The organism is Acholeplasma oculi, assembly GCF_900166985.1.
In the GTDB taxonomy this organism is placed as follows: domain Bacteria; phylum Bacillota_I; class Bacilli_A; order Acholeplasmatales; family Acholeplasmataceae; genus Acholeplasma; species Acholeplasma oculi.
Window position 1 is genome coordinate 220328 of the sequence record NZ_FUZK01000002.1, and the last position, 25824, is coordinate 246151.

Sequence of the window (25824 nt, forward strand, 5' to 3'; positions counted from 1 at the left end):
TAATTTGTTTTATTTTGATGCACCGTAACTATAAACTTTAAAATCTCTAACAGTTAGGTTGCCGTTGCTTACAAAGAAACCAATTTTATCTCCCGTTAAATCATACATTCTAGCAGACAGTGCTATTTTGTCGTTAACATATAGTGTTAAGGTTTCGTTTTCAACCAATATATCAATGTAATACTTCTTTACTCTTATACGTTCTAATGTGTTAAATAAGCCATTAAAGAAACTAAAGTTGGTTTGGAACTTATTGACATAGCCAAAGTTTAGTCCATTTGTTTGGTGGTCAAAAATATAACCATAAGCATCAACTGTTTCATCAATTGCTTTAGGTAAGACACCAAATGAAGCATTATTTCCACTAACTTCTAACGTGGCAGATAATCTATAACTACTAGGTAAACTTTGATCTATAATTTCAATTTCATTTCGATTGTCTTTATTTGATAATGAGATGACATCACCGGTATAAATTAAGTCTTGGAAGGCAGAATATCCACCTTCTGTCATACTGACATTTAAATCCCCATTTTCATCTTGAGTTAACTTGTGAACCATTAAGTTTCCACCCCAGTTAACTTGTCCATTATCAACACCATTTGATTTAGTTGGAATCCAACCAAATAAATATCTATTTTTATCATCCGCAAAACTTTTGGCAGCATAGTACCCTCTACCATCTAATTGAGTATTGACTGGTGTAATCCATGGGCCATTTAAACTTTTTGATTTAACATATCTAGTTGCAGCAAAATCTGAATAAATTAAATACCACCAATCACCGATTTTGAACAAGTCAGCGCATTCCATAAAATGAATTTGATTGGTTTGAAAGAATGGTTCAGGTTCAATGGTCCAATTCATTAAATCACTAGATTTATATAATGCCAGTGATGCTGAACCTAATGCTTGTTTGTATTTGGCTGAGATAATCATCCAATACATTTGATCATCTGGATTATAAAATACAAATGGATCTCTAAAGTCAACATCTTGATAATATCTAGTATCTGCATAGAAAGTAAATTCTGGATCTTTTTCCCAATTGATTAAATCCGTACTTGTTGCATGCATAATAGCTTGTTTACCAATGTGAGGATTGTGACCAGTATAGAAAATATGATGTGTTTCATCTTTAGTAATGACTGATCCTGTAAAAACATAAAGATCAGGATCTGTTGAAGATCCACGTGATAATACTTCACCATAATCTTCATAGTTTACAAAGTTTGTTGTTGTTAATAAATTCCAAGGTACACCTTCACCAGGTAATACACCGCGATGATCATATAGATAAAACAAATAAAATTGATTATTGTAATAGTACGGAATGATATCAGCGATTGCACCTTTTGAATCTCTTCTATACATAAAGTTTTGAGTTTTTGAAAAATCGACATCAATCAATTCTTTTTCCTCCGGAATATATTCCTCAAATTCTTCTTCTTGACAGCTAATCAATAAAATTGAATATAAAGCTATTAGAAATACTAAGTAAACTCTTTTTTGTAGTTTTATCATTTACTCTAACTCCAATAATTCTATAAATTTAAACATCTGACGATATTCATTAAGGATTAAATGATCATCTTTTAATCGTGAATCAATTCTTGCTGCCAAACTGTATTTGTCATTTAGAAAACACTCAATGATATCTTCATGAATAATGACTTCTAAGTTGATTTCAGTTAAGTCTTCTACCCTTGTTTTAGAAAACACTTTTTCATCATGCATGATTTTTAGTTCATTTTGATCAATTGTTAACTTAACTTTTGATTTTTCGAATCTTACTGTTAATTCACTTAATTGATTTTTGATGTTGATGTGTGTTTTATCCGTTTTTAAATTGATTTTTGTTGGTTCATTAAAATTATTCTTTTCAAATACTTTAACTTCTGAAAATTTGTTAAGCAGTGGTGATTTCTTAATATATAACTTACCTTCTGTTCCAACATAGATTTCTCTAGGTATACTTAAGGCACCACCCCAATGATTTCCACTGTGTTGTAGTGGAATCCAACCATAAACTAAATTATGATTGTTAAAGACTTCAACTTGAGCTGCGCATAAGTCTTCTCCATCTAACATATGCTCAGTCTTTGTTTGCCAGTCTTGTTCAAGAATACCTTTATTTTCTTCACCAATATAATAAGTTAAGCCACCGACGTGATGATCTGTTCTTCTAGCCAAACTTACGAATAAGTACCAACGGTTATCAAATTTGATAAACTGAGCAACTTCTGGTTCACCATGATAACCATCCTTATATCGAATGAGTTCTTTACTAGTTTTTTCCCAAACATCTAACTGTTCAGTTTTGGATGTTGTTATAGAGATTAAACAGTCCATGACAGCATCATCATGTTTTACATAAGTGGTTGCTATCATTTGATATTTATTTATATCCTTATTAAAGAACACAAATGGGTCTCTAGATGATTGATATCCATTAATAGGAATATTAATATCACCTTTTTCCCAATGAATTAAGTCTTTACTCTTAGAACTACCAATATATGTACCAGCACCATAAAATGTATAAAATAACTCGTTGTAATTAGTAATAGCTAGTACGAAATATTCAGTATTTGATGGGTTATTAGGATTATTTATAATCTCTACTTTTTCAAATGTTGATAAATCATTACTTCTTAGTAATGCTGATGAATACTTTCCATTTGTTTTCAGATAGAACATATAAAGTTTTTGATCATAATAATATGGATGTACATCACCGATAGGTGTTTCTAGTACATGGTGCAGATCATTTATCTTCACTAATTTCTTTAAATCAATTTGAAATGGACTCATTTTTTTATTTCTCCTTTGATTCTTTTAAATGAAACGATTAATAAAGTTAAATTAATAAGAAGTGAAAAAACTGAAATGTACCATTCAGCAGAAAACATATCTACCCACAGAATAAAGAATAAAGATAGTAAACCAAATGCAATTGATAATCTAAGAACTAAACTGTTCATCAATAAGATTCCCCTTCAATTTCAATATCATCAAATGTATTGAGTGTTGGATCAGGTATTGGTACTGCACGAATTAATGCTTTTGTGTAATTATGTTGCGGATTTTTTAAAATACTTTCAATATTACCAGTTTCAACAACTTCACCCTTATACATAACAACGATTCTACCTTCTTGAGCGATGAATCTGGCGGTTGCTAAGTCATGGGTTATATAAATAAATGTGACACCCATTTTTTTATTTAAAGTATTCATTAAGTTTAAAATTGATAATCTTAATGAAACGTCAATCATACTTACCGGTTCATCTGCCACAATGATTTTAGGATTTAGTGAAATTGCTCTTGCCATTAACACACGTTGTCTTTGCCCACCTGATAATTGGTGAGGAAATTTATCTAAGAATCGATCGACTGGGATTAATCCTATTAGTCCCATTAAATCTACAATCTTTTCATCAATTTCAGCTTTTGTCATTCGTTTATTATATGTTTTAATTGGTGCGTATAAACTTTGATAAATTGTTTTAACTGGGTTTAAGGCCGCATATGAATCTTGTTGAATAAACTGGATATTACTGTTGTGAACTTTTTTATTAATCATGCCGGTAAATTTCTTACCTTCATAATAAAGTTCACCACTGGTTGGTTTAATTAAACCTGTAATAATACGTCCAATCGTTGTTTTACCACTGCCAGACTCGCCAACAACAGCTATGATTTCACCTTTGTTAATTGTTAAATTGACATTTTTCAATGCTTGAAAGGTTTTATTTTTACTCATAAAACCAATCTTTTTAGTGAATATCATGTTTATATCATCAAGTCTCATTAATTCTTCCATTGTTGGCACCTACTTAGTTTTTGGTTTTAGTCTACTTAAATCAATTGGTAATTCATCATAAATTTTAAAGTCTTTAACATCACCGATAAGTGATGGTGTAGACTCAATAAGTCTTCTTGTATATGCATGTTGACTCTTTTTAAAGACATCAAACGTTGTTCCGTATTCCACCAGTTTACCGTTATACATGACACCAACATAATTTGCATATTTAGCGACAATAGCAATATCATGGGTCATTAGTAACATGGTGATACCTAATTCTTTATTAATTCTTCTTAAGATTTTGAAAATATAGTCTTGAGTAATAACGTCAAGTGCTGTTGTTGGTTCATCTAAAATGATGAGTTCTGGTTCTAACAGTAAACTAAATGCGATCATTACTCTTTGTTTCATGCCACCTGATAATTCATGTGGATATGAATTTAATACTCTTTCATAGTCAAGTTTGACATATTTTAATACTTCGATTGTTCTTTTTTCGACATCACTTTTTGATAAGTGTGGTTGATGTTCGATTGCTGTTTCATAGAACTGATCAAAGATTGTCATAACTGGATTTAATGTGTTTTGAGATGCTTGGAACACCATCGATACTTTTGACCATCTAAAATCTTTAATACCGTGATAATCCAGTTCATCGATTCTTATACTTTCATCCTTAGTGTGCATTGTAACTGAACCGTTTGAAAGTTTACCAGGACTACTAATATTTTGAAGAATAGCATTAGCTAGTGTTGTTTTACCACTGCCTGATTCTCCGACTAGAGCAGTGATTGTTCCTCTTTTAATATCAAAGTCAACATTATCAACTGCACAAAGTGTATATTTCTTCATGAAATATTCAATTGTAATATTTCTCATTTCAATGATGTTTTCATTCATAGTTAGTTCACCTTCAATCTAGGATTTAAGAGTTCATCTAATCCATTGGCAAATAATAATGCACCAACTTGGAATAAAACAACTGCTACTAATGGTTTTAATAAGAATGCTAGAGCATCTGGATTAATTAACCCTTGTACACGGGCTCTATGAATCATTGCACCCCAGTTTGAAGGTTCAAATGCTGCTAAACCTAACATCATAATCCCAACACTACCTGTAATTGCTGATTTCATAATCATAACAAAGTTAACGATGACATATGAATAAATATTAGGTAGTAACTCTTTAAAAATAATATGGGTTTGACTCATATTCATGACTTTACATATTTGAATAAAATCACGTTCTTTTAAACTCATGATTTGAGCTCTGATGGCACGACATAATCCAGCCCAATTCCAAATACTTAATACTAAAGCAAATGTTAATGCATCTTCAATTGTAATAAGCTGTGCTAATAATAAGAGAATTGGGAAACTTGGAATGGTTAAGAATAAATTCGTAATACCTTGAATGATTTTATCTACCGTACCACCAGCAAAACCGGAAATAATTCCCAGTGTCACACCAATACACACTGTAAAGATGGCTGTGAGTAAGGCAATTGATAATACATTACCTGCACCAAAGATTAATTGTCTAAATATATCTCTTCCAAGTTCATCGGTTCCTAACCAATGTTCAAATGATATTGGTGCATATCTGTTTTCCCAATTGGTTGCTTGATCATAAGGGAAAATCATTGGTCCAAAGATGGCCAGTAAGACAAATACTGCAAGAATGGTAAAGCCTATGGCTGTTTGTTTATTACTATAAATACTTTGGAGCATTTGTTTGATTTTTGACCAAATGCTTAATAAAAACTTTTTGAGGTTTGACATAAATTCAGGGAATTTAGGAGTTTGTGTATTTTGATTTGTCATTCTGAATCCCTCCTAATTCTTGGGTCAATAAATGAGTAAATTGAATCAGCGATTAAATTAACAATAATTACCATGACACTGGTGAAGAAGAGAATCCCTTGTACAACAAAGAAATCTCTAGAACCAATTCTTGCTGATAATTCTGAACCAATCCCTGGATAGTTAAAGATACTTTCCATCAATGGTGCACCACCGAATAAGATACCAAAGGATACTGCCATTGATGTAATTAAAGGAAGTAATGCATTTTTATGTAAATATTTTTTAGCAATAACTTTTTCAGAAACCCCACGGGCTCTGGCTGCCATGATATAGTCTTCACCTAACACACCAATTGCACTACCTCTCATCAGCATTGCCCATGAACCTATTTGAGATATGACATATGCTAGTACGGGTAAGAATGCATGATGTAAGACACTTAAGATGAAGCCAATATTTAAGCCTGGATCAAACTTAATATCGTAGTTCCCAGAAGGTGGGAATAATCCAAAACGATATGCAAAGATTGAAACAAGTAATAACCCGATTAAATAATCTGGTATAGATGTCGAAACAACAATGAATGAGAAATACACTTTATGTTTCTTACCATCTCTTTTTCTTGCCATTGAAGCCCCCATCTTAGTTCCGATTAAGAAACTAATTAAGAGTGAAACTGAAGCAATAAATAATGTCCACGGGAGTAGGTTTTTAATAATAAGGTTGGCAGTTATTGCTTCAGTATACAAACTTCGTCCAAGTTCGCCTCTCATGATTCCACCGAAATATCTTGCAAATTGTAGGAAGATATTTTCGTTTGGATCATAATTTAACATCATAACTGCTAGTCTTCTAGCTTCTTCATAAGGAATATTTCGCTGACTAGCTAAATTGAGTGCATAGTTGTGAACAATATCCCCAGGAATTAACCTCAAGACAAAGAAAATCAGTATGGTTGCAAGAAATACAGTAATTAATGCAACGCCTACTTTAACGAATAAAAATCGATATTTGTATAAAAAGTTGGCTATTTTATTCATTATTTGAATTGGTTTTTTAGCCTGATTAGAATTATTATTCATAATTCACTCCATCCTATTTTTCTTTTGTTGGTTTATAAATACCTGTAACAAATACTGTTGAGTTAGCATAGTGTAAATTTGTTTTAGCAACTAAGAAGAATTCCTCAGTATTTACACCTGGTACATAAGTTACGTTACGGTCAACACTCCAGTAAGACTCTAGTGGAACACCGTCAATCATACTGACATCAATGAAACTACCTGTAACGTTTTGATAGAATTGAACACCAATGTTCATCTTAGAAATACCTACAATAAGTGACCCAATAGTATCTTCTAATCGATCTTCAGGAAGTGAATATAAAATATCTACAACATCTGAGAATTGAATTTTACCACCAGGGTTTTTAAGATCATCAACGACTAAGTTAATACGATTTGATAATGGTGAAATTTGACCATCATCACCAATCATGTCAGCTGGGAATCTTGGAATATGCGCATATCTACTATAGACATCAGCAAATTGTTTTAATGAACCGGTTGGGTATGAGAAACTCATATTTAAGTCAGTCCAGTGAACAACTAAATCATAAGAACTATCTTCAGCAGTACCATTTGCATAAAGGTTTGAACCATCTGTTTTAATTAATACAGTATCGATACCAAAGCCATTAAGTGCTGCTTGTGCAGCCTCAGCTGATGCTGATTGTCCTGGATGGTTTTGGTCAACCCCCATATAAAGTTTGATTGGCTCACCATTTCTATGCCACTTGTTGTTAACTTTTGTCCAACCAGCTTCTTCTAATAATTGTGTCGCTTTTTGTTGATTAAATGAATAGTTAGTAACATCTTGGTAATAATCTCCAGTCCATCTTTCTGCTTCTGATGGTGCCATACCTAGAATTGATTTATATGATGTAATCGCATACGGGTTACCAGCATTTTTAATCTCTTCTCTATTAAAGATGTATTGGAAAGCTTCTCTAACTTTATCTGTCCAATAATCTTTTTCTAAGTTGAAGATAATACCAATCGCACCTGGGTCAAACATCTTTAAGTGAACTAAGTTTTGATTTTGATTTAAGATTGCATTTAAAGTATCAATTGGTGCTAATCCATCTTGATAGTGGATTGTTCCGTTTGCTAGCATGTTGTATGTTTGATTTAAATCACTCGATGAATAAACTTCTACTGTATCAAACTCAACTAAGTCAGCTGCCCAGTGTTGTTTATTCTTAACCATAATCATTTGAGTAGGTGTAACTTTTTGAAGTTTGAATGGGCCTGTTGCTACAAACCATGATGGATTATGTGCTCTATATGCTGCTGTGTTTGCTTGTAATTCAGCAATTTGAGATCCTGTTGAGAATTTATTGAATGCTCCCCAAGTTGTTGAGTCATCAGGAATTGATGGACTTTCATTAACGATTCTAATTGCTATGTCTGCATAGGTTTTAAATTCGTTATATTGAACTGTGCCATTTCTATCTTGAGCAATTAATAATTCCTTAACGCTATTAACTGGTAATCTGTTTGGATTCCAAACAATTTTTACAGTTTTATCGTCAATCTTATCAATAGACATCATATAGTTAGTAGCTATTGTGTGATTTAAATAATAGTATGCAATAACGTCTTGAGCGACAAAATCATCACCATTGTGCCATTTAGCATTTTCTTTAATCTTAATGATGGTTTCTGTGTCACTAATGTGATCCATTGGACCATATGCTAATTGTGGAACAATTTCATCTGTTGATCTAACGTAAGTATAAAGACCTTCGACTGAGAACCAGTTTAATGGACCAATGTTAGTTCCTCCATTAAAGTGATTAACAATTCCGTTTCTCTCCCAAGAAGAGATAATTTTAAAAGTTTTCTCACTATTGAATAAACTATTTTCACCACAAGCAAGTAAGATTGTTGATAGTGTTAAAAGCATAGTGAGCAGATAAAATCTTTTCATTAATTTCATACTTCATTCTCCTTTTTCAATTTTTTATATTGAACATTTTTAAATTCGACATCACCATGTTTGATGAATAGTGATAAACCACTTCCACCTTTTTGATACATTCTTGAAGATAAAGCAATTTTGTTATCGACATAACAAATACAAATATCTTTTTCTACAATGATTTTCACTTCATGTTCGTGATTTGTTTTAAATCGATAATTTCTATATACGTTTCTAAAGTTATTGAAACTCCAAGCCTCAACTGGTAAGTTATCAAAGGATAATTTATCTTTCGCATAATCCATGAAATATGCGTATGCGAAATCTTCTTTAAGACTGTGTCGTAACATTACACCAATTTGATATGCATCATCAGTTTTAAATTTAAAGGTAAGCATGTATGATTCATCAACTTCGTCTTTAACTAAAAATGATTTAAGTTTATCTTTTGATTGAATAATAACTTTATCGTATTCAAGTTCAGTTTTAAACATGTTTTCAATTGATGTAGGTAAACTTACATTAAGTGAACCATCTTTATCGGCATCAATCTTATGTACTTCTAAGCTACCTCCCCAATGCCAGAAGTTTTTATCATTTTCTTCATGCTTGGTAGGGTTCCACCCAAATAAGAATCGTTCATTCTTATCATTTGTTATACTTTTAGCTGCATAGAAGGCACGACCATCAAAAGCATCATTCTTTAGAGCTTTCCATGGGCCATGTAATGAATCTGAAACGACATATCTTGTTAAGCATTGATCGGTAAATTCAGAGTAGATTAAATACCATTTACCATTAATTTTGAAAATATCAGGACATTCATGCGCATAGTATGCAGATGGCATCCAAATGACTTCATCAAATGTCCATTTAACTAAGTCATCTGATTTATAGAGAATAGTTACACCTGATCTTGTTTTATGGGTATTTTTAGTTCTTGCAGTAATTGCCATTTTATATTCGCCTTTAAATTCAAAAACGAATGGATCACGCCAATCATGTAATTCAAAATCAATACCTTCAGAATAAAATGTATCTTCTTTAATTTTTGTCCAGTGTACTAAATCATGACTCACTGCATGCATAATTGCTTGAACTTTTTTGCCTTCAACATCAAAGTGTGGATTATGACCAGTATAGAAAATATTATAAGTATCATCTTTTTTAAATACAGAACCAGTAAAGATATATAAATCTTGTTCATCAATGCTTCCACGAGGTATAACTTCACCTAATTCTTTATATGAAGTAAAGTTTTTTGTAGTTACTAAATACCACGGTGTACCTTCACCATGTTTTTCTCTATCACGATAATCATGTAAATAGAATAGTTTAAATTCCCCATCTTCATAAAACGGGATGATATCTGCAACAAAGCCTTCGTCAGGTTGATAAAAAATTTTCTGTTTTGCCATATTTTCCTCTTCTTTTCTTATTTTTAGTGGCAACGTTGCCACTATTGCTTTAATAATTAAGGTATAACCATTTATGATTTCCCTTATTTTTGTATTTATGATTCGATATGGCAACGTTGCCATATTATTATAAAATATTAAGCGTTTTGTTATTTTTTTATCAAAGTAAACGCTATCATTCACACATATAATATATGTAATGTTTTAAGATGTCAAGCGTTTTGATAAAAAATGTGACAACGTTACCAATTTTAGTAACAGTTAAAGGATTAGATTACGGAATCCTAGTACAAGCAGATGGTTCGAATTATGCTAGATTGAACTGATACCAAAAAGTTGTACTTTGTTATAATACAAGTATTTACAGGAGGTATCAGATGAATGATAAAAATAAAAATAATAGAATATGGATTGGAGCATTCAAATAAAAGGTCGTTTTAGACATCATTGAAAACGAACTATCCTATAGCCAAGCTGCACGTAAATATAATCTATATTTAGATCGGGTAGTTTAAATGATACACTACCGGCCAGATGGGTTTATCAATATAGACTTTATGGGAAGGAACGGTTTTATCAGACACCAAAAGATTATCGTAGGAATCCAGTTAGAAAGTTCTATACACCATCTAAAGAGGTAGAACAGGATTTAGAACTCAAAGTCAAACATCTAGAAATGGAACTTGAATATACAAAAAACTTATCGCCTTAGTTCAAAAACAGGAACGAATAAACAAAAATACCAAGCAGTCAAAGAATTAAGGCGAAAATATGCATTAAAAGATCTACTTGAAATAGCTGGTTTTCCAAAATCTGTATACTACTACTATGAGCATCATAAATCAACAGATAAGTATCATCATATAAAATCTTAATTTCAGATATTTTTCCACTGTCTTTCTATCCTTATTTAAATGTTTTGATACTTTTGTTATATTAATTTGAATCAATCCTTCCTGATATGCTTTACTAAATATTGTGATATCTTCTATGTTAGTTATTTGTTCAAGTAGTATTTTTGTCATGTATATTCATCCTCTCATGAGGACAATTGTATCAAAAAAGAGTACGCTTTTTATGCTAAGAATTGGGGATTCTTATTTGCACTGAATTGCGTACTCTTATTTAACCATTTATAAAAGGATACCTTTCCTTTTTGAAAACTTACTCTTTTACCCTATGTGACATTTTGGCTAATCGATCTTGATTCTTCTTGTGCAATGGATGCCATGATGGTTAAGATGAGTTCGCTTTTGGGATCTAATGTCCACAGGTTCTCTTTTTTAAAATAGACTTCAATACCTTTATCTTTGAGTTTTCTAAGATAGGAAATCGTATCTAGGGTATTACGAGCAAAGCGTGAGATGGACTTGGTAATACTTAGATTAATCTGCCCAGCAAGCGCATCCAAAATCATCTTATTGAATTCAACTCTTCTTTTGGTGTTAGTCCCTGTGATGCCTTCATCATGGCGATCTTTCACACGTACACTTTGACTCACATTTCTAGCTAAGTGCACCCAACAAGACTGATGTCGAGAATCTGGGAACACACGACTAATAGCATCTTTCATACCAGATAAACCGTCGGTAACAAAGAGTAATGAAGCATCCATTCCTTGAACCTTCAAATCATTTAGAATAATTTCCCAGTTATGAGCAGATTCATTAGGAAAAAGGCGTTAGGTAAGGATTTCTTTATAACCTTCCGGTGTGATACCAATCGCGAAATATAAAGTTTCTTTGGTGACTGTGTCACGTCTTACAGCTAAGTAGGTCGCATCTAGATAAACAACCGCATATCGTTCGTTTAATCTTCTTTGATTAAATAATCCTAAGTCTTCAACTACCGCTTGAGTGATGTTAGATATCGTTTGACTCGTAAATTCACCATTTCTATCTCTTGGTACCTTAATGTTTAAATCGCCATATTCTGTCTTAATATGACGTTCATAATAGCCATTATGGCTGTTACCTGAATTAAATCCGGTTCGATCGTATTTCTCGTAATCTAAGAATTCAGTTAACTCGATGAGCAGCAACTTATTCACAGCTTCCTCAACATGAGTTCTAAAAAGTTCAGTAATATTACCATTTTGAATTAACGTATTTATGAGTTTTGAGGTAAAATCATTCATAGGGAATCTCCTTATAGTTATTAGTTCTAGTCAAACTCAATTATACTAGAAGTGAGATTCCTTTTTATTTCTATTTAGATTTCATTTACACAAAATATTTTACACTGTGTGTAACTGTCAAAGTATAAGTTTTTTTGTATGAAACATATAACAAAACAAACTATTCGAATAATTTCTTTCGGTCCACTTCTAAAAAAATCATCATAAATATCTTCTATATTCTAGTTTGATTCAGCTCTTCAACAATATAATTGTATGCATTGCCCCATTTTATGATTTTTTATGCAATATTTTTTTATATACTTATGATCGAGGGTCTAACCAATCACTAAATAATATTATTTTATATCAAGCATTAACGCAAATTCATCAATATCTAAGAGTTTTATATTCAATTTTTCCGCACCAATTTTTGCTTGCCTTGTGAAACCATGATTATTTGATATCACAACCCAATACTCATTACACTTAAAAATCTTACCACCAGCATGTACTTCTTTTATAGCGTCATAGCCAACTTTACTCTTATAGTGTTTAACCTGAATCCCAATAACTTTATTCTTGGTTTTTGCGATTACATCAATACCGAAATCACCAGATTTCTTTGTTAATTCAGTACTATAACCAATCAATTTTAAACTATCTGCAACAAATTTTTCAAATTGATACCCATCCATAGTATTTATTTTTTTAAAATTATACTTCATTCTGGTATGCTCAATTCTTTTATTTCTTTTGTATGTTTTGTATAACGTATACCCTCTCATCACCAAGGAAATCATTGTTAGCAATACCCCTAATATTAAATACAATATTCCGTAGTCCATAGTTGCAAGTATAATTGCAGCAATACCAAAAGAGCCAATCACTATATCCTTATTTTCCACTAGGAATTTTATATCGGATTTTGATAATAAGTTGTCTTTTTTCATTTTTTATTCTCCCAAAGATTGTTTATATAATCGCTTATTTTATTCAAATAAATCAAACTGTAATTTAATTATATCGGATTTAATATTATAAATAAACATTGATAAATCCGGTATTGAATTTTCTATATTTGACATCTTTCAGTTAATAAAGTAAAATATATTTGAGTCATAACGACGGGTTGATAGTCCTAGCTACTATCACATACAACTAACCACTTAGATTATATCTAGGTGGTGTTTTTATTTACCATGATATTTTCTTGGTTATTAGTTATATATTACTTATAACACATATCTAAGCAATGACTCACCTTAAAATGTAAAAAAAAGATGTCTAGACAACATCAAATTTTGTGGTGCCATAAGAGAACAAATAAACATGCACTTTTTTTTGAAAACACTTAAAAGTGTTCCGTTGTCCTTTAACATACCTTTTATAGGACACCGTAGGAAAGTGTAGCCCTATTTACTTAATTGAATCATAATAGCGATCTAATAAATTTTTACATTCTTTTGCTATTGCAGTAGATAAACTGGGTGGAACAGCATTACCAACTTGTTCACATCTTTTTGTATGACTGCCAAAGAATTTATAATCAATTGGAAATCCAGTTATCGTTGCCGCTTCCCTTACAGTAATGACTCTATCATAGTAAGGATGAATTGGGAAATTACTATGACCAGGAACCAATGTAGGACTACATTTTTTTGAATCAAGGCGCATTGTACTACCTCTAGAATAAAACTTGCTAATTTTTAATTCTTCAGGAAGTTGGTCAATCTTTTTAGCGAGATTCTCACCCTCGGATACGTATTTAAATCGTTCAATTGTTTTCGGTGAGTGTTTCATTGGTTGATTGTCAATATCCTTAATTGTGTAATCGATTAAATTCAATGCATCAGCAACAGTTTTAAAATACTTGTCCTCTTTATATAGTGGTTCTGGAAAGATATAATCAATTCCAACATCACCTCTCACAGCCACTATGATAATTCTGTCACGCTTTGTTGAAGCTCCGTACCATGCGCTGTTTAATACTTTCATGAAAACCTTGTAACCCATTTTTTCATAAATATCCAAAATATCCTGTTTAACAGAAATTAGATAATTGTTTTGATGGAGAAACTTAAGAAGGTTGTCTTTATCTTTCCTTAGTGAACTACCTAATTCTTCAATTTCAGCTGTTACACCTCCAATTTTTCTAGCATTGGCTTTGTAACCTTTAAAATTTTCTAGTTTTTTCCATAATATGTCAACCTTCTCTTTAACATCAAGTGGAGTGTCATCTTTGAGTATTTTTGCATTGATAATCCCTGGCACATTCTCAATAACGCTAATTTTGGGCTTTATCTTGTTAACTAACTGGAGTTGAAAATGGTAGTAGACATTCCTAGGGTCATTTGGCGATCTTTCTCCAGCTAGAGAAAATCCTTTGCAAACTATACCACCAAACATAACATCCGCTTCTTTTTGCTTCAATCCTGTTTCTTTTAAAATTTTGTCCCCATCTAACAACATAATATCTTCATTACTGACAACAGCAGTTCGTTCAATATCATGATTATTATGCAATAATGTTTTCAATGCATTATCATCAATATCATTAACAAAAACTGATTTAAATCCATTATTTTTAAAGCCTAAATGACTTCCTCCCGCACCAACAAATGTTTCCAAAACTGTATATTTCATTAATTAACCTTCTCTTTCTAAAACAACAAATTAAATTTTTCTATGTATTCATAGGCAATACTATTTTGCGAGATATACTTCGTAACAGCAGTTTTAGAGAGCTCACTAAGATCGTAAATAATTTTTCTATTATTACTTCTTGGTTCAAATTGAACACACCCAAAATCATCTCTCATAATATTTAGCCAGCTTGATAAATATCTATTATCTGAATCTGTTAAAAACAATACCTTTTTTCCTCTAAATTTACTAGATATGATACCAGAGATTTGAGGATATGTGGCAACAATCCATCTTCCAAGGTCATTAAATTCTTTTAAGACATCCAGCATAAGATTAAGATATGGATTTAGGTACGAACTATACATTTCATATGCAAACTCTTCAAACGGCATATCGGCATATTTAGCACCTGTCGTCGTAGGAAGATTATTTCTATCGATTAGATTAATTGAGGAAAGCGAAATAAATACATTACGCCAATTTCTATTATTTGGTGTATTCAATCTTCTTAAGAACTGTTCTTCTGTTTCTCTTCTATCTATACTGGTGTATCCTTGTATCTTCTTAATCTGCAAATATTTCAGACACAAATAAAGCTCAAATAACCTCGTATCTCTCACGTAATATTGTGATATTGCAACCAAATCATTGTTTATAGCATTAGCTAATGTTGATAATTCTTCTTTGGTGATCTCTCTAATATTGTAATTAATATCATTAAACTCTAAGACTTTGCTACCTTTCGGATATTCAAAAACACCAATATTAAAATTCCGATTTCTTATGATTGATGATGGGAACATTAAAACTGCTGATGTGTCTTCATATTCATAAGATTTAAGCGAAAGTTTTTGATTCGCAAAATGTTGATATTGAAGTACCTGCCCTATCCCACGAACGAAATCATTGACACCAATATCTGAACCTTTTAATTCTAATATTGCACGAACTTTGTTACCAGATTTTATAGTAAAATCTGCATATAAACCGTTAGGATATTGATCTTCACTTACAAACTCATAATTAGAGTCTATATTTAAAACATTAAGTAGAGTTTGTTGTATATCTCTATTTTGAATAATAAGATTATGAAGTAATTGCTCATTCATCATTTCACCCACTTACACTAAGTTTTAAACTTACTAAAATGATACCATAATTTGATAGAATTTTCTATTGAAGTTTAAATTATATTGACTATATATTGTTCTTTGATAAATAAGTTTAATTCGGAATCACATCACCTTCAACTAATTGAAGTGTTTTTGAAGTTCGGAATCACATCAAAACTAAAGAAAAAGACCCATCATCTTTCGATAATGAGTCTTGAACTTTCAATATTTTATTGCCGATAACTATTGTGAACGCCAACGGTAACATACCCTTTATAGGACACCGTGGGAAACTATAGCCCATTAGCAATTAAAGATAAGTTTGGTGCGGGTGACAGGACTTGAACCTGCATGCCGTAAAGCGCTAGATCCTAAGTCTAGTGCGTCTGCCAATTTCGCCACACCCGCATGTGTTTATATATTTACTTATTAAATAAAAATGGCAGGCCCAGCACGATTTGAACGTGCGCATGAGGGAGTCAAAGTCCCTTGCCTTACCGCTTGGCTATGGGCCTACATAATATTTATTTCACAAAATTGGGGCGGCCGAGGGGGATCGAACCCCCGAGTGTCGGCGCCACAAGCCGATGCGTTAACCACTTCGCCACGACCGCCATACTTTGCGCAAGTATTATTATACCAACAATTTCTATTTTGTAAAGTTCAAAATAACGGAAAAATAAGTTTTTTATTCAATTGTATAAATATTTTTATAATATTTGATATTATATATTAAGAAAGGAAGTATTTGTCTATGAAATGGTTTGGAAGAATCCTATACTTTGTATTTGTTTTACTAATATTTGGTTTTATTGAATTCACATTAATGGGAGTTGAAGGCATTATGCGTAGTGAATATGCAAGCCAATACATCCTAGAAGCAGCAAGAAACGATGAATCTTATGATGTCTTTGAAGGTTTAGATAGATTCAATGCAGCAATTGGCACGTATTACTCAAAAGACTCTATTAAAACATCAACTGATTTAACGCACTATGATACAACATCTGAAGATATATTAGAAAAGTATCAAGTAAAAATTGGTTTCTATCCTTTTGTAAGCTTACTAAAGGATACAAACGTCAATATTTACTATGATGGTTTCTATATTGTCTTTGAATCTTTCTCTGATGATATTACATTTTACAGTTTAGATATTACTGCATATCATGTAAATGACCCAGAAAAAAAGAAAATTACATTAACTGAAGGTAACTTCTTAAATATTTATCCTACAACCGATGGGTTTGTTGTGAACCAACGTGTTCCACTTACAACATATTTATATAATCCATACTTCTATAAAGAGGAACAAAACACACTGGGTGGATTATATGAATATCATATCTTATCCATTGATGTTTATGCACATGAAGCTGAAGTTGAACAACCTACATTTATTTACAGAATGACTGATGGTACAGAAACATATACAGGAAGTCCTTTAGTCACACATAATACATTAAACTTAACACCAGATACATATAATATATCTAAAACATTAAATGGTGTACATCCTACAGAGGATAACAATCCATTCAACTTAAGTTTAACGTATCATCCAGCAGACTTTAGTCCTTATACATACTTTTACTTTATCGTATATGGTCTATACTTTGTCTTAATCATTGTCATTCCTTACTTCTGGTTCTTCCATAAGAAAGTCATGAAGAGTTTCAAGAAAAACACACCAAATAACAATACACCAGATACTAAAGTTGACCCTAAATCGAAACAACCTCAAATATTTAGTGATGTAGAACCAAAAAGCGATGAATAATCGCTTTTTTTCTTATTGAAATGCCTTAAAAGATATGTTATACTAATAAGGCGAAACGGGGGCATGGTGTCAACGGTAGCACACCGGTCTCCAAAACCGTTTGTGTGGGTTCAAATCCTGCTGCCCCCGCCATTTAATTAACGAGAGCTGTTTGAAATATAACAGCTAAATTTTGATCAATTAAGACGACTTTGAGTAGTCATAATAATTGAATTATAGTCCAATAACCTTAAGTTGTCAACAGTTTTGATAATTGTAGGTTGTCAGAAGCAAATAAGGAGGTTTTATTTAATGAATGGATTAAGACTCAAAGTCTTCCGTGAATCACTTAAAATGAGCCAAAGAGATATTGCAAAACTAATGAATACAACACAGGCTAACTATTGGAAACTCGAAACAGGTAAATCAGTACCCAACGCAAAGCAAATTCTTCAGCTTTGTAAAATTTTCAAATGTACCCCTAATGATCTTTATGGCATTCGAGGTGTTTATGAAGTTGTAACTATGACATGGGATGATTAGATTATGAAAGTTAAAAAATATAAATATGCTAGTGAATTATATAACGATTTACTTGATAATCCCAATAGTGCAATGCTAAAATCATTCAGACACTTAGAGATTTACTCTTTAGTAATTAACAGAATACCTACAAAGCAAGATAAATTAGATTTAGAAATATTAGTATCTACATTCAAATCTATCCCTAAAGCATCACTAAACTATCTGATTCTTCTCCTTGGTTTGAGTCCACGTGCTAAAAGAGATATTTCATTTTTAATTTCACAAATTCAGGGTTCTATTCTTACAGCAATTACACTAAATGTACCTTTAAAACCAGAAGCATTTCATAGAGCATTCAAGGAAATTGGTAAGCATGTAGACCAAGACGTAGTAAACAAAATGCTTTACGATATTAGTCAAGAATAAACTTATCATGATATGTTTTTAATACAAAATCTCTTCTAACGTGTACATATCTATCTAAGGATTTTGCATCTCTATGTCCGGTCATAGATTGCACCGTTTTTCTATCTGCACCGGCTTCAATGAAATGAGTTGCAAATGAATGCCTAAACATGTGTGCATGTAATTTGTTAAGACCAAATATAGACTTATACTTCCTCATCATGTATTCCAAATCATCTTTGTTGATTGGCCTATTTTTTAATGGGTTGTGTAGTAAAAATTTATGATCATGTTTTTGATTGTACAGCTTCCAAAGTATGGTAGCTGTTTTTTCTTTAAATGGAACCATTCTATCTTCATCCGTTTTAGTAGTAGTAAATATAATCATGTTATTTTTGAAATCGATGTTGTTCTTTTGAATATTTAATAACTCACTTCTTCTACATCCAGTTTCCATTAAAATGAGAAATGTTGCAACTTGAAATAAGTTTTCTTCGGTCTCCGGTAGAGCATAAAAATAACTTCGCATTCTTCGTATATCTGGTAAATCTATAAAGTCATATGTAATCAATCGTTGTTTTAATTTAGGTAAACTTTCTAAGTACTCAAATCTTATCCCAAAAGTCTTAAAACATCTTTGTAGATTCCCTATCCTCATATTAATCGTTCTATTACTACATTTGTTCTTCATTTCACGGATATATCTGGATAAGTTTTCTTCAGTGATATCCTCAGCTTTTATAATATCATTTGCCTTACAGTAATTTATAAAATGCTGATAATGTGATTTGTAGTGTTCATATGTCCCCTTTGATAACTCCAAGGATATTTTATTTAAGTGTTTGTTTGTTAGTTCGATTATTGTCATTTTCTTATACCTTTCAGTTTATTTTATGAAAGGTTGGCCAACCATGCACGTTACATTATATTGCATGATTATCTTAATAAAAATGTTAATATTGCACACATTTGATGTCATATAAATATATATACTAAAGTATATATTTTATACATCTCATTTTTTGGGTGCATTTTTAACAATCTCTTTCTTTTGAGCCTCGATTTGTGCATCTTGTGATTTAATCTTAGCTGCATTAGATCTAATCTTATCCATTTGCTCTTCAATGATTTTGTTAAACTCTGTAGATGTTTCAAAGAATGTTGCTTTTTCAACAATCTCAATGTTATGTGCCAAAATATCTTCAGCTTTTTTTAAGTTGACTATTTTTTGGAAAAAACTTGGAATATACAAACATGTCATGAGTATAAAAAAAGCAAAACTCAATCCTCCTAAAACAATAATGATGAACTTAACAATGTTATAAACTATATCGAATATTTCTAAGTATGTCATGTACTAATTTCCTTTCAAAAGTTTTGGTTGATCCATAGGTAAATAATTATATGCATCTGAAAATGCATAGGTGTCAAAATAATCAAAATCAGCATACTCATTTGGTAGATACCATTTTGAATATTCTTTTAACATGTTGTATGGATCTGATGTGTCTACTGTGTATGAAATAATATCCCACCCCAGTGGTTTAAATCTAAATAGTCCCGTTTTAAACATCCAATCAGGTACATCAAAGCCAACGTTGATTCTTGGTTTATGCCAATATTTAACCAGGTACATTAATTGAATATCTAATCTATCCATTTGCGTTATACCAATGATGCGGCCAATATGCTTCCTTGATACTACTGCATAATCTCTAAAGGGTTCAAAAGATGCTAAATACTCTATTGTCATATTTTGTCTATAATCAAAGATACGATGTAATTCATCAATCAAATATGCTGAATAATATTTCTTATTTAATTGCATATGCATCTTAAATCCACTCCAAACCTTGTGAAATGGAATGAACTTGTGATACTTGATATATGCTTTTAAATCCTCATTAAAACGTTTCTTTTCAATCTCTGTATTAAAGTACCAGGGTTTTCCTAATAACACTCGATCACGTTCAGCTAGTTCAAACGCTAAACTTGATTTACCTGCTCCAGTATTTCCACCTATAACATGGAAACCGTCATAATCCGTTAAGATACGTTCGACGTTTTTTTGCTTTGATTTTTTATAAATCCATACCCAGATAATACGACTCCATGGATAAGCTAAAAACCTAGCACGTTTAAAGCCTGGGTTACCTTTTTCAATTGAAAATAGATTTTGCCAGGCTCTTAATACATTGTTACAAAACAATAAAGTTGACTTTTGAATTTTCGCCAACTTTATATAAAACTTATCAGGAAGATGCGCTAGTTTCTTACGCAAATCATCATGTTTTAGACTACTCATAATCATTTCTTAATTCTTTTAATTGGTTTCTTCGCTGGGATAAATAAGGCTTTAAATGCTTTATGTAATCCTTTGAGGATTCTAACCGGTAATGTGAATAGATAAATAATAAGTGCGGTAATCATTTTCTATAACTCCTTTTATATTTATTTTTCTTTTTAGGTATGAATAAAAGTTTTAATAAATTGAATAATTGTCCTGGTATTTTAAAGATAATCTTAATCAGGTTTATCACACCCAGAAAGGCAAGTCTAATTCCTCCAAATATAAGCTTAATAATCAATATGAGAGGGTTTAATAACATCAGACCAACAATACCTACAACAACAGCAATAATGATTGTAAATGCATTATTCCAATCCACCGAAGCAATGAATGTTTGGAAGTCGGTAAACATCTGTAAAAGTCTTTCGAGTTCAGTAACGACATCACTAGATCCTCCACCGGTAACGACATCGATGTCTTCATAACCTACATGATAGATATCTCCTTCATACTTGTATGTTGCGGATAAAATGATGATGTCATCATGTACCTGGTAACCTGTAGAACCAAACTCGGCCAATGTATCTAAATACACTCTATACATGCTTACGTTTGGAGTAAATACCTGATCCATTGTAAGTGCATCATGATTCCTCCTGGATTGAGCTAGATTGATTGTTTCCAGATACTTGTTTTTATAGGTATTATTTAGGTCAGTAACAGGGGTTATTGTTTCGCCTGATGTCCAACCTGATAATGTAGAAATAGCATCATATATGCCAAGTGCTGGACTTAACATCCAATTTGTAACATGTTGCCATGTATTGACCATATCGACAACTTCATCTTTAACACGTGCAATTTTCCTAGTTGCCCATGGAGAGTAGTTTAATCCCCAATAGTACTGATATCGATAAGAGTACTCCATTTCAATAGCTAGTAAATCATCAAGCTGCATTGGAAATAAAACATCAGCAAATGCCTTACCATTTCCACCGTCATGATAGGCTGCATATAGCTTAAGCTTATCCGTAAAAACATATGTACCGTCGGTTAAGTTCATAGACACGAAAGGTCTAAATCCTTTTACATTATCTATATCATCAATGAATGATAATGCCTGGTCATTAATTGGTACTTGAGAAGTAGAATCCACAAACTCATAATACAAATATTGTTTACCGTTTTCCGAGTAATAAATGCCTGGGCTGATTGGTTCTCTATTTAATTCCTTAACACCTGGTAATTTCAATTGCCCTAGATTATATTGATTTCCGTTTAAAACAATGTATGTATCAAACAAATCATTTGCATCATATTCAAAGTAAACATAGCCAACTTTGGATATATCAAATGCATTGGCCAAAGTTCCTGAAGTCAGTGGTATTTCCGAAACATCATCAACATTCGTTCCATTTTCATCGATGATTTCCGATTCAAACAAACCATGAAGACTGTATGACCCTATGACATTGTTAAAATTCATACCACGATTCGACGTAGAAAAAAGACCCTGGCCAATCGTAATATGAATAGGATTAGTAGAAGCTATCGTAAAATCATTTGGATAAAAAGCAATGCTAGACCAAGCTTCATCAAACTTAATTCCTAGTGTATAAATGTATGTATTCCATGTTAAATGATATCTATGTGACAATCTTCCTTCATATGAAAGAGATCCTTTTTTGATAGTTAATGGATAAGGATTATTTTGATTATTAAATGATTGATCCCAGCCGGTATAAGCACTTAACTTCTCATACATGTTTTCCTCAACAGTAACAACCTTTCTAAGCTCTTCGCCAACTTCATGAATGCTGATTACATCAAATGTAACTGATTTTTCGACCAAAACTGCATAAGAAGAGTTGATAGTCAGTGCAAACGCACTGACTATTAAACTCATCATAATAAATATTTTTTTAAGCATTGGAGAATCCTCCTATTTTCTAATATCTTCTGACAAAGTAAGCAAATGCTACCTCTTCAGAAGCTTGAAACAAACCAACAACCCAATTCCAAATACCAACAAAGAAATTCCAAATTGAAACGAAAATATTTACAATGAAATTGAATGTTGCAACAAAGAAATTCCAAACGTGTTCATACCACTCGTAGTGAGGTTCTTCAACTGTGATATCATCTTCTGAATCTCCCTCAACAACGTTAATCATCATGTTATGTACACTTTCGTTCCCTGATACATTACTAACACGAACACTCATCATATATAAGCCAACTGTGTTTTCATTACCAGAATACTCATCGATGTCAAATGAGAATACTGTAGTTTGATTGACGCTTTGGATTTGTTCAGTTACTTGTAAGATTTGGATGATTTGTTCTCTTGTAAGAACTTCGTTTGCTTTTAAAACGATTGATACATTATCCTTGATGTAGATAATTGGAGCGATATTATCAACAACATTCACTCTAACTGTATGTGTAGATTTATTACCCTTGGAGTCCTGAACCTGGAACACAATATCGTAAGACCCTACACGATTACCATTTCCGGTAAATCCGTCCGACTGAACAGTGATTTGAGCAGTCTTATTTCCTTCGATTGCATCGACTGCAGATAATTGAGATTGAATGTTTGCTACAGTCAAAATCGAGTTACTTGGTTTTGTGATTAATGTTGTACCTGAGAAGACCGGTGCAATATCATCAATAACTTTTACTTGTTTTGTAAATGTTGTTTTATTGCCTGAAGGATCAGTTGCAGAAAAGACAATACTATAAGTTCCTGGTACAGTTTTATTTGATGTGTAGTTATCAGTTTCAACAACGATGTTTGAGTTTGTAAGATTATGATAATTATCGGTAATTGTCAAAGTCGATCTAAATGTTGATATGTTATAAGTTTGTGTATAGCTTACTTCAGCAACATTCGTATTACCAGATATAACCGGTGCAGTGATATCCACGACATTGATATATGCAACAAGTTCTGTTAAATTACCTGCAGAATCCTCCACAGCAAATGTAACTTCATATCTTCCCAAAACTGACATGTTGGCCGTATAGTTATCCGTAACCACAACGATAGAATCCGTTAAATCGCCGTCCGTTTCATCAAATGCATATAAAAACCCTTGGAAGAATGAGAGTGGTCTTAAATCGTTCACAGAAGTTGCGAAATTCTCTTCCCCGGAAATGGTTGGTCGTGCATCGATTGCAAAATGAATTGCATTATCTAAGATTGGGTTGACACTAGAGTAATCTTGCGCCCAATCGGCCATGTATGATTGCATCTGATTTGTTGCACCAGGATAACGAACTCCGTCAAAGTAAATCTCAAAGGATGACCCTGTATGATTAATAATTACAGATTTAGTACCTGGATGACTTTGTAGAGATAAACTGGATGTATTGGCTTTGATTTCAATCGCATAACCAACATTGGGATTCGTAAAATTCGTTGCCCAATCATCCAAATAAACATTAAAATCATAGACTTGTGAATCAATCATGATTTTATATGTATCATATGTGGATCCATTAGCTTGTAAGTAAATATCCGTGATCGATTGGTCATGGCCAGTGATTGAAAGTGGATAGACCGGATTCGCATAAACATTTTGTGTAGTAACTGCAAATAAACCAACAGATGCAGTAAACACCATTAAAAGAAAACTAAAAATCTTTTTCATAAAAAACAACCTTCCTGGCATATAGCCATTTTATTTAATAAGCAATGCTTATCAATCACAATCTATCGTTAAAATCAACAATAATCAAATTGGCTAGTAAACTTTTGTCTGTAAAAAAATGTATTTTCTTTAAAAATCTAACAAATCAATGTTTAGATCCTCCACTTATCGTTTATTTCTAAACCAATGGTCAACATGCGTAAGCATGTATTTTAAGCGTGTTTTTTAAATGGCCAGGTGGCGAAAAAAAAGTCTAACCAATTTTTATTTTTGTAGTTACTAACAATGACTTTTTTTATAAAGCGGCCAAAAATGTTTTAGACCATGTCTTTTATCTTCATCTACAGATGCATAGAAAACATTTTTTCACTGAGAGCCACCACCGATAGATTGCTCAATATTAAATAGAGTTACTTATTATGATTAATACTAGGCCAATACTATGGTGCGAAGGAATAAAAATAGAGGGATACAAATTAACAATAGATAAAAAAGTGGGTATAAATTAATTGACTTTTTAACGTAAAAAAAAGAACTTCTACAGTTCTTTACATGGCTTAGTTCTTATTTTTCGATTTTCTAATAACGCTAAACGAGAACGGTTAAGTTCTCATTTCCATTTTATGCAGTTTTTAAGCTATCAGGTGGTTTGTGGCCATAGGACATCGACATCTCAATAATAGTCTTCATTAATGACTCTTTATATGACTTTTCTTGACGTCTTTCTTCAGTCTTAGCAAGTTTAGTTGCACGAGTTTGTAGATGCTTTAAATAACGTGCATAATCACGTTCAACTTTAGATGTAATCTTTTTGACTTTATCCTCTAATACTTTTCTATCTGTAATCTTTTCTTTACGTTTAATCTCTGCAATAGCATGTTCAACTTTGGATCTAACATCTTTTATGAATATGGATGTTTGATTGATAACAGCACGTTTTAAACTACGCTTAGGTGCATTAATATACTCATCATCATATTTAGTGAGTTTTAACCAGGATACAAACTTCTCTAAGTTAAATATAAATTGTGTACGAGTAAACTTATTTTCATCGGCATAAGTTCTTGTAAGAATATCATTGGCCTCTAAAATTCTAAATGCATAATGCAATCCAGATAGACTACATTTTAAGACCTCACACAGTCTTTCATTCGAATCTTGAATTGTTTGATTGCCAATCATTTTTTGAAAGAACAATAGAGCTAATCTGATAGCAATAAAAATAGAGTTGGCATCCTCATCTTGCTTATGAACATATTCAATTTTCTTAAGTAGATATTTATTGCTCAATTT

The 25824-nt window shown here is 32.0% G+C and carries 22 protein-coding genes, 4 tRNA genes and 1 pseudogene; 4 read left to right on the plus strand and 23 right to left on the minus strand.

Annotated elements, in window-relative coordinates:
- Positions 1–9: 9 nt before the first annotated feature.
- The 16 genes and pseudogenes from B5X49_RS05130 to B5X49_RS05210 all read right to left on the minus strand — a co-directional run bounded on the left by B5X49_RS05130 (position 10) and on the right by B5X49_RS05210 (position 16510).
- Positions 10–1524 carry a family 43 glycosylhydrolase gene (locus B5X49_RS05130; protein WP_045748801.1) on the minus strand — a complete coding sequence of 505 codons (1515 nt, stop codon included), beginning with the start codon at positions 1522–1524 and terminating at the stop codon, positions 10–12.
- Positions 1525–2814 (minus strand): glycoside hydrolase family protein, encoded by a 1290-nt coding sequence (locus B5X49_RS05135; protein ID WP_045748800.1) that lies wholly within the window; start codon positions 2812–2814, stop codon positions 1525–1527. It lies immediately after the preceding gene.
- On the minus strand, positions 2811–2984 hold the full coding sequence (locus tag B5X49_RS07665; protein WP_159444493.1) for a hypothetical protein: 174 nt from the start codon (positions 2982–2984) through the stop codon (positions 2811–2813). The genes B5X49_RS05135 and B5X49_RS07665 overlap by 4 nt, the downstream gene beginning before the upstream one ends.
- Positions 2984–3826: an ABC transporter ATP-binding protein gene (locus B5X49_RS05140; protein WP_045748799.1), complete on the minus strand. Its 843-nt coding sequence runs from the start codon at positions 3824–3826 to the stop codon at positions 2984–2986. The genes B5X49_RS07665 and B5X49_RS05140 overlap by 1 nt, the downstream gene beginning before the upstream one ends.
- 9 nt (positions 3827–3835) lie before the next feature.
- A complete protein-coding gene (locus tag B5X49_RS05145; RefSeq protein ID WP_079560715.1) occupies positions 3836–4711 on the minus strand; it encodes an ABC transporter ATP-binding protein in 876 nt (291 codons plus the stop codon).
- Positions 4712–4713: 2 nt separating this feature from the next.
- Entirely contained in the window at positions 4714–5637 is a 924-nt protein-coding gene (locus tag B5X49_RS05150) for an ABC transporter permease (RefSeq protein WP_211026751.1), read from the minus strand.
- Entirely contained in the window at positions 5634–6701 is a 1068-nt protein-coding gene (locus B5X49_RS05155) for an ABC transporter permease (RefSeq protein ID WP_052669872.1), read from the minus strand. The genes B5X49_RS05150 and B5X49_RS05155 overlap by 4 nt, the downstream gene beginning before the upstream one ends.
- Positions 6702–6714: 13 nt before the next feature.
- Complete coding sequence (locus tag B5X49_RS05160) at positions 6715–8619, minus strand: ABC transporter substrate-binding protein (RefSeq protein ID WP_045748798.1); 1905 nt, start codon at positions 8617–8619, stop codon at positions 6715–6717.
- Positions 8616–10019 carry a family 43 glycosylhydrolase gene (locus B5X49_RS05165; RefSeq protein WP_045748797.1) on the minus strand — a complete coding sequence of 468 codons (1404 nt, stop codon included), beginning with the start codon at positions 10017–10019 and terminating at the stop codon, positions 8616–8618. Before B5X49_RS05165 ends, B5X49_RS05160 begins: the two co-directional genes overlap by 4 nt.
- Positions 10020–11196: 1177 nt before the next feature.
- A pseudogene (locus tag B5X49_RS05180) lies at positions 11197–12156 on the minus strand (IS256 family transposase).
- A gap of 338 nt (positions 12157–12494) precedes the next feature.
- Positions 12495–13088 (minus strand): restriction endonuclease, encoded by a 594-nt coding sequence (locus tag B5X49_RS05185; RefSeq protein ID WP_052669868.1) that lies wholly within the window; start codon positions 13086–13088, stop codon positions 12495–12497.
- A gap of 466 nt (positions 13089–13554) precedes the next feature.
- The gene (locus B5X49_RS05190) at positions 13555–14781 is read right to left on the minus strand and encodes a DNA cytosine methyltransferase (protein WP_045748795.1); all 1227 of its coding nucleotides are present in this window, start codon (positions 14779–14781) and stop codon (positions 13555–13557) included.
- A 17-nt stretch (positions 14782–14798) separates the two neighbouring features.
- The gene (locus tag B5X49_RS05195; RefSeq protein WP_079560720.1) at positions 14799–15893 is read right to left on the minus strand and encodes a hypothetical protein; all 1095 of its coding nucleotides are present in this window, start codon (positions 15891–15893) and stop codon (positions 14799–14801) included.
- A gap of 326 nt (positions 15894–16219) precedes the next feature.
- Positions 16220–16304, minus strand: a tRNA-Leu gene (locus B5X49_RS05200).
- Positions 16305–16336: 32 nt separating this feature from the next.
- A tRNA-Gln gene (locus B5X49_RS05205) sits at positions 16337–16411 on the minus strand.
- A gap of 23 nt (positions 16412–16434) precedes the next feature.
- A tRNA-His gene (locus B5X49_RS05210) sits at positions 16435–16510 on the minus strand.
- A gap of 140 nt (positions 16511–16650) precedes the next feature.
- On the opposite strand from B5X49_RS05210, the gene B5X49_RS05215 reads away from it, so the two are divergent.
- From B5X49_RS05215 to B5X49_RS05230, 4 genes are all read left to right on the plus strand, one after another.
- Positions 16651–17676, plus strand: coding sequence for a hypothetical protein (locus B5X49_RS05215; RefSeq protein WP_045748793.1), 1026 nt, complete (start codon positions 16651–16653; stop codon positions 17674–17676).
- Between the two features lie 57 nt (positions 17677–17733).
- Positions 17734–17808 (plus strand) — tRNA-Trp (locus tag B5X49_RS05220).
- 159 nt (positions 17809–17967) lie between these two features.
- The gene (locus B5X49_RS05225) at positions 17968–18198 is read left to right on the plus strand and encodes a helix-turn-helix domain-containing protein (protein WP_045748792.1); all 231 of its coding nucleotides are present in this window, start codon (positions 17968–17970) and stop codon (positions 18196–18198) included.
- A gap of 72 nt (positions 18199–18270) precedes the next feature.
- Positions 18271–18606 (plus strand): hypothetical protein, encoded by a 336-nt coding sequence (locus B5X49_RS05230; protein WP_159444494.1) that lies wholly within the window; start codon positions 18271–18273, stop codon positions 18604–18606.
- Here B5X49_RS05230 and B5X49_RS05235 read toward each other — a convergent pair.
- From B5X49_RS05235 to B5X49_RS05260, 7 genes are all read right to left on the minus strand, one after another.
- Positions 18593–19453 carry a tyrosine-type recombinase/integrase gene (locus B5X49_RS05235; RefSeq protein ID WP_045748790.1) on the minus strand — a complete coding sequence of 287 codons (861 nt, stop codon included), beginning with the start codon at positions 19451–19453 and terminating at the stop codon, positions 18593–18595. The genes B5X49_RS05230 and B5X49_RS05235 overlap by 14 nt on opposite strands.
- 147 nt (positions 19454–19600) lie before the next feature.
- Positions 19601–19939, minus strand: coding sequence for a hypothetical protein (locus B5X49_RS05240; protein WP_045748789.1), 339 nt, complete (start codon positions 19937–19939; stop codon positions 19601–19603).
- A gap of 3 nt (positions 19940–19942) precedes the next feature.
- Complete coding sequence (locus B5X49_RS05245) at positions 19943–20896, minus strand: hypothetical protein (RefSeq protein WP_045748788.1); 954 nt, start codon at positions 20894–20896, stop codon at positions 19943–19945.
- On the minus strand, positions 20893–21015 hold the full coding sequence (locus B5X49_RS07785; RefSeq protein WP_281268228.1) for a hypothetical protein: 123 nt from the start codon (positions 21013–21015) through the stop codon (positions 20893–20895). The genes B5X49_RS05245 and B5X49_RS07785 overlap by 4 nt, the downstream gene beginning before the upstream one ends.
- Complete coding sequence (locus B5X49_RS05250; RefSeq protein WP_045748787.1) at positions 21012–22805, minus strand: hypothetical protein; 1794 nt, start codon at positions 22803–22805, stop codon at positions 21012–21014. Before B5X49_RS05250 ends, B5X49_RS07785 begins: the two co-directional genes overlap by 4 nt.
- A 19-nt stretch (positions 22806–22824) precedes the next feature.
- A complete protein-coding gene (locus tag B5X49_RS05255) occupies positions 22825–24531 on the minus strand; it encodes a hypothetical protein (RefSeq protein ID WP_079560722.1) in 1707 nt (568 codons plus the stop codon).
- 621 nt (positions 24532–25152) lie between these two features.
- Positions 25153–25821: a hypothetical protein gene (locus B5X49_RS05260; protein ID WP_052669863.1), complete on the minus strand. Its 669-nt coding sequence runs from the start codon at positions 25819–25821 to the stop codon at positions 25153–25155.
- Positions 25822–25824: the final 3 nt, after the last annotated feature.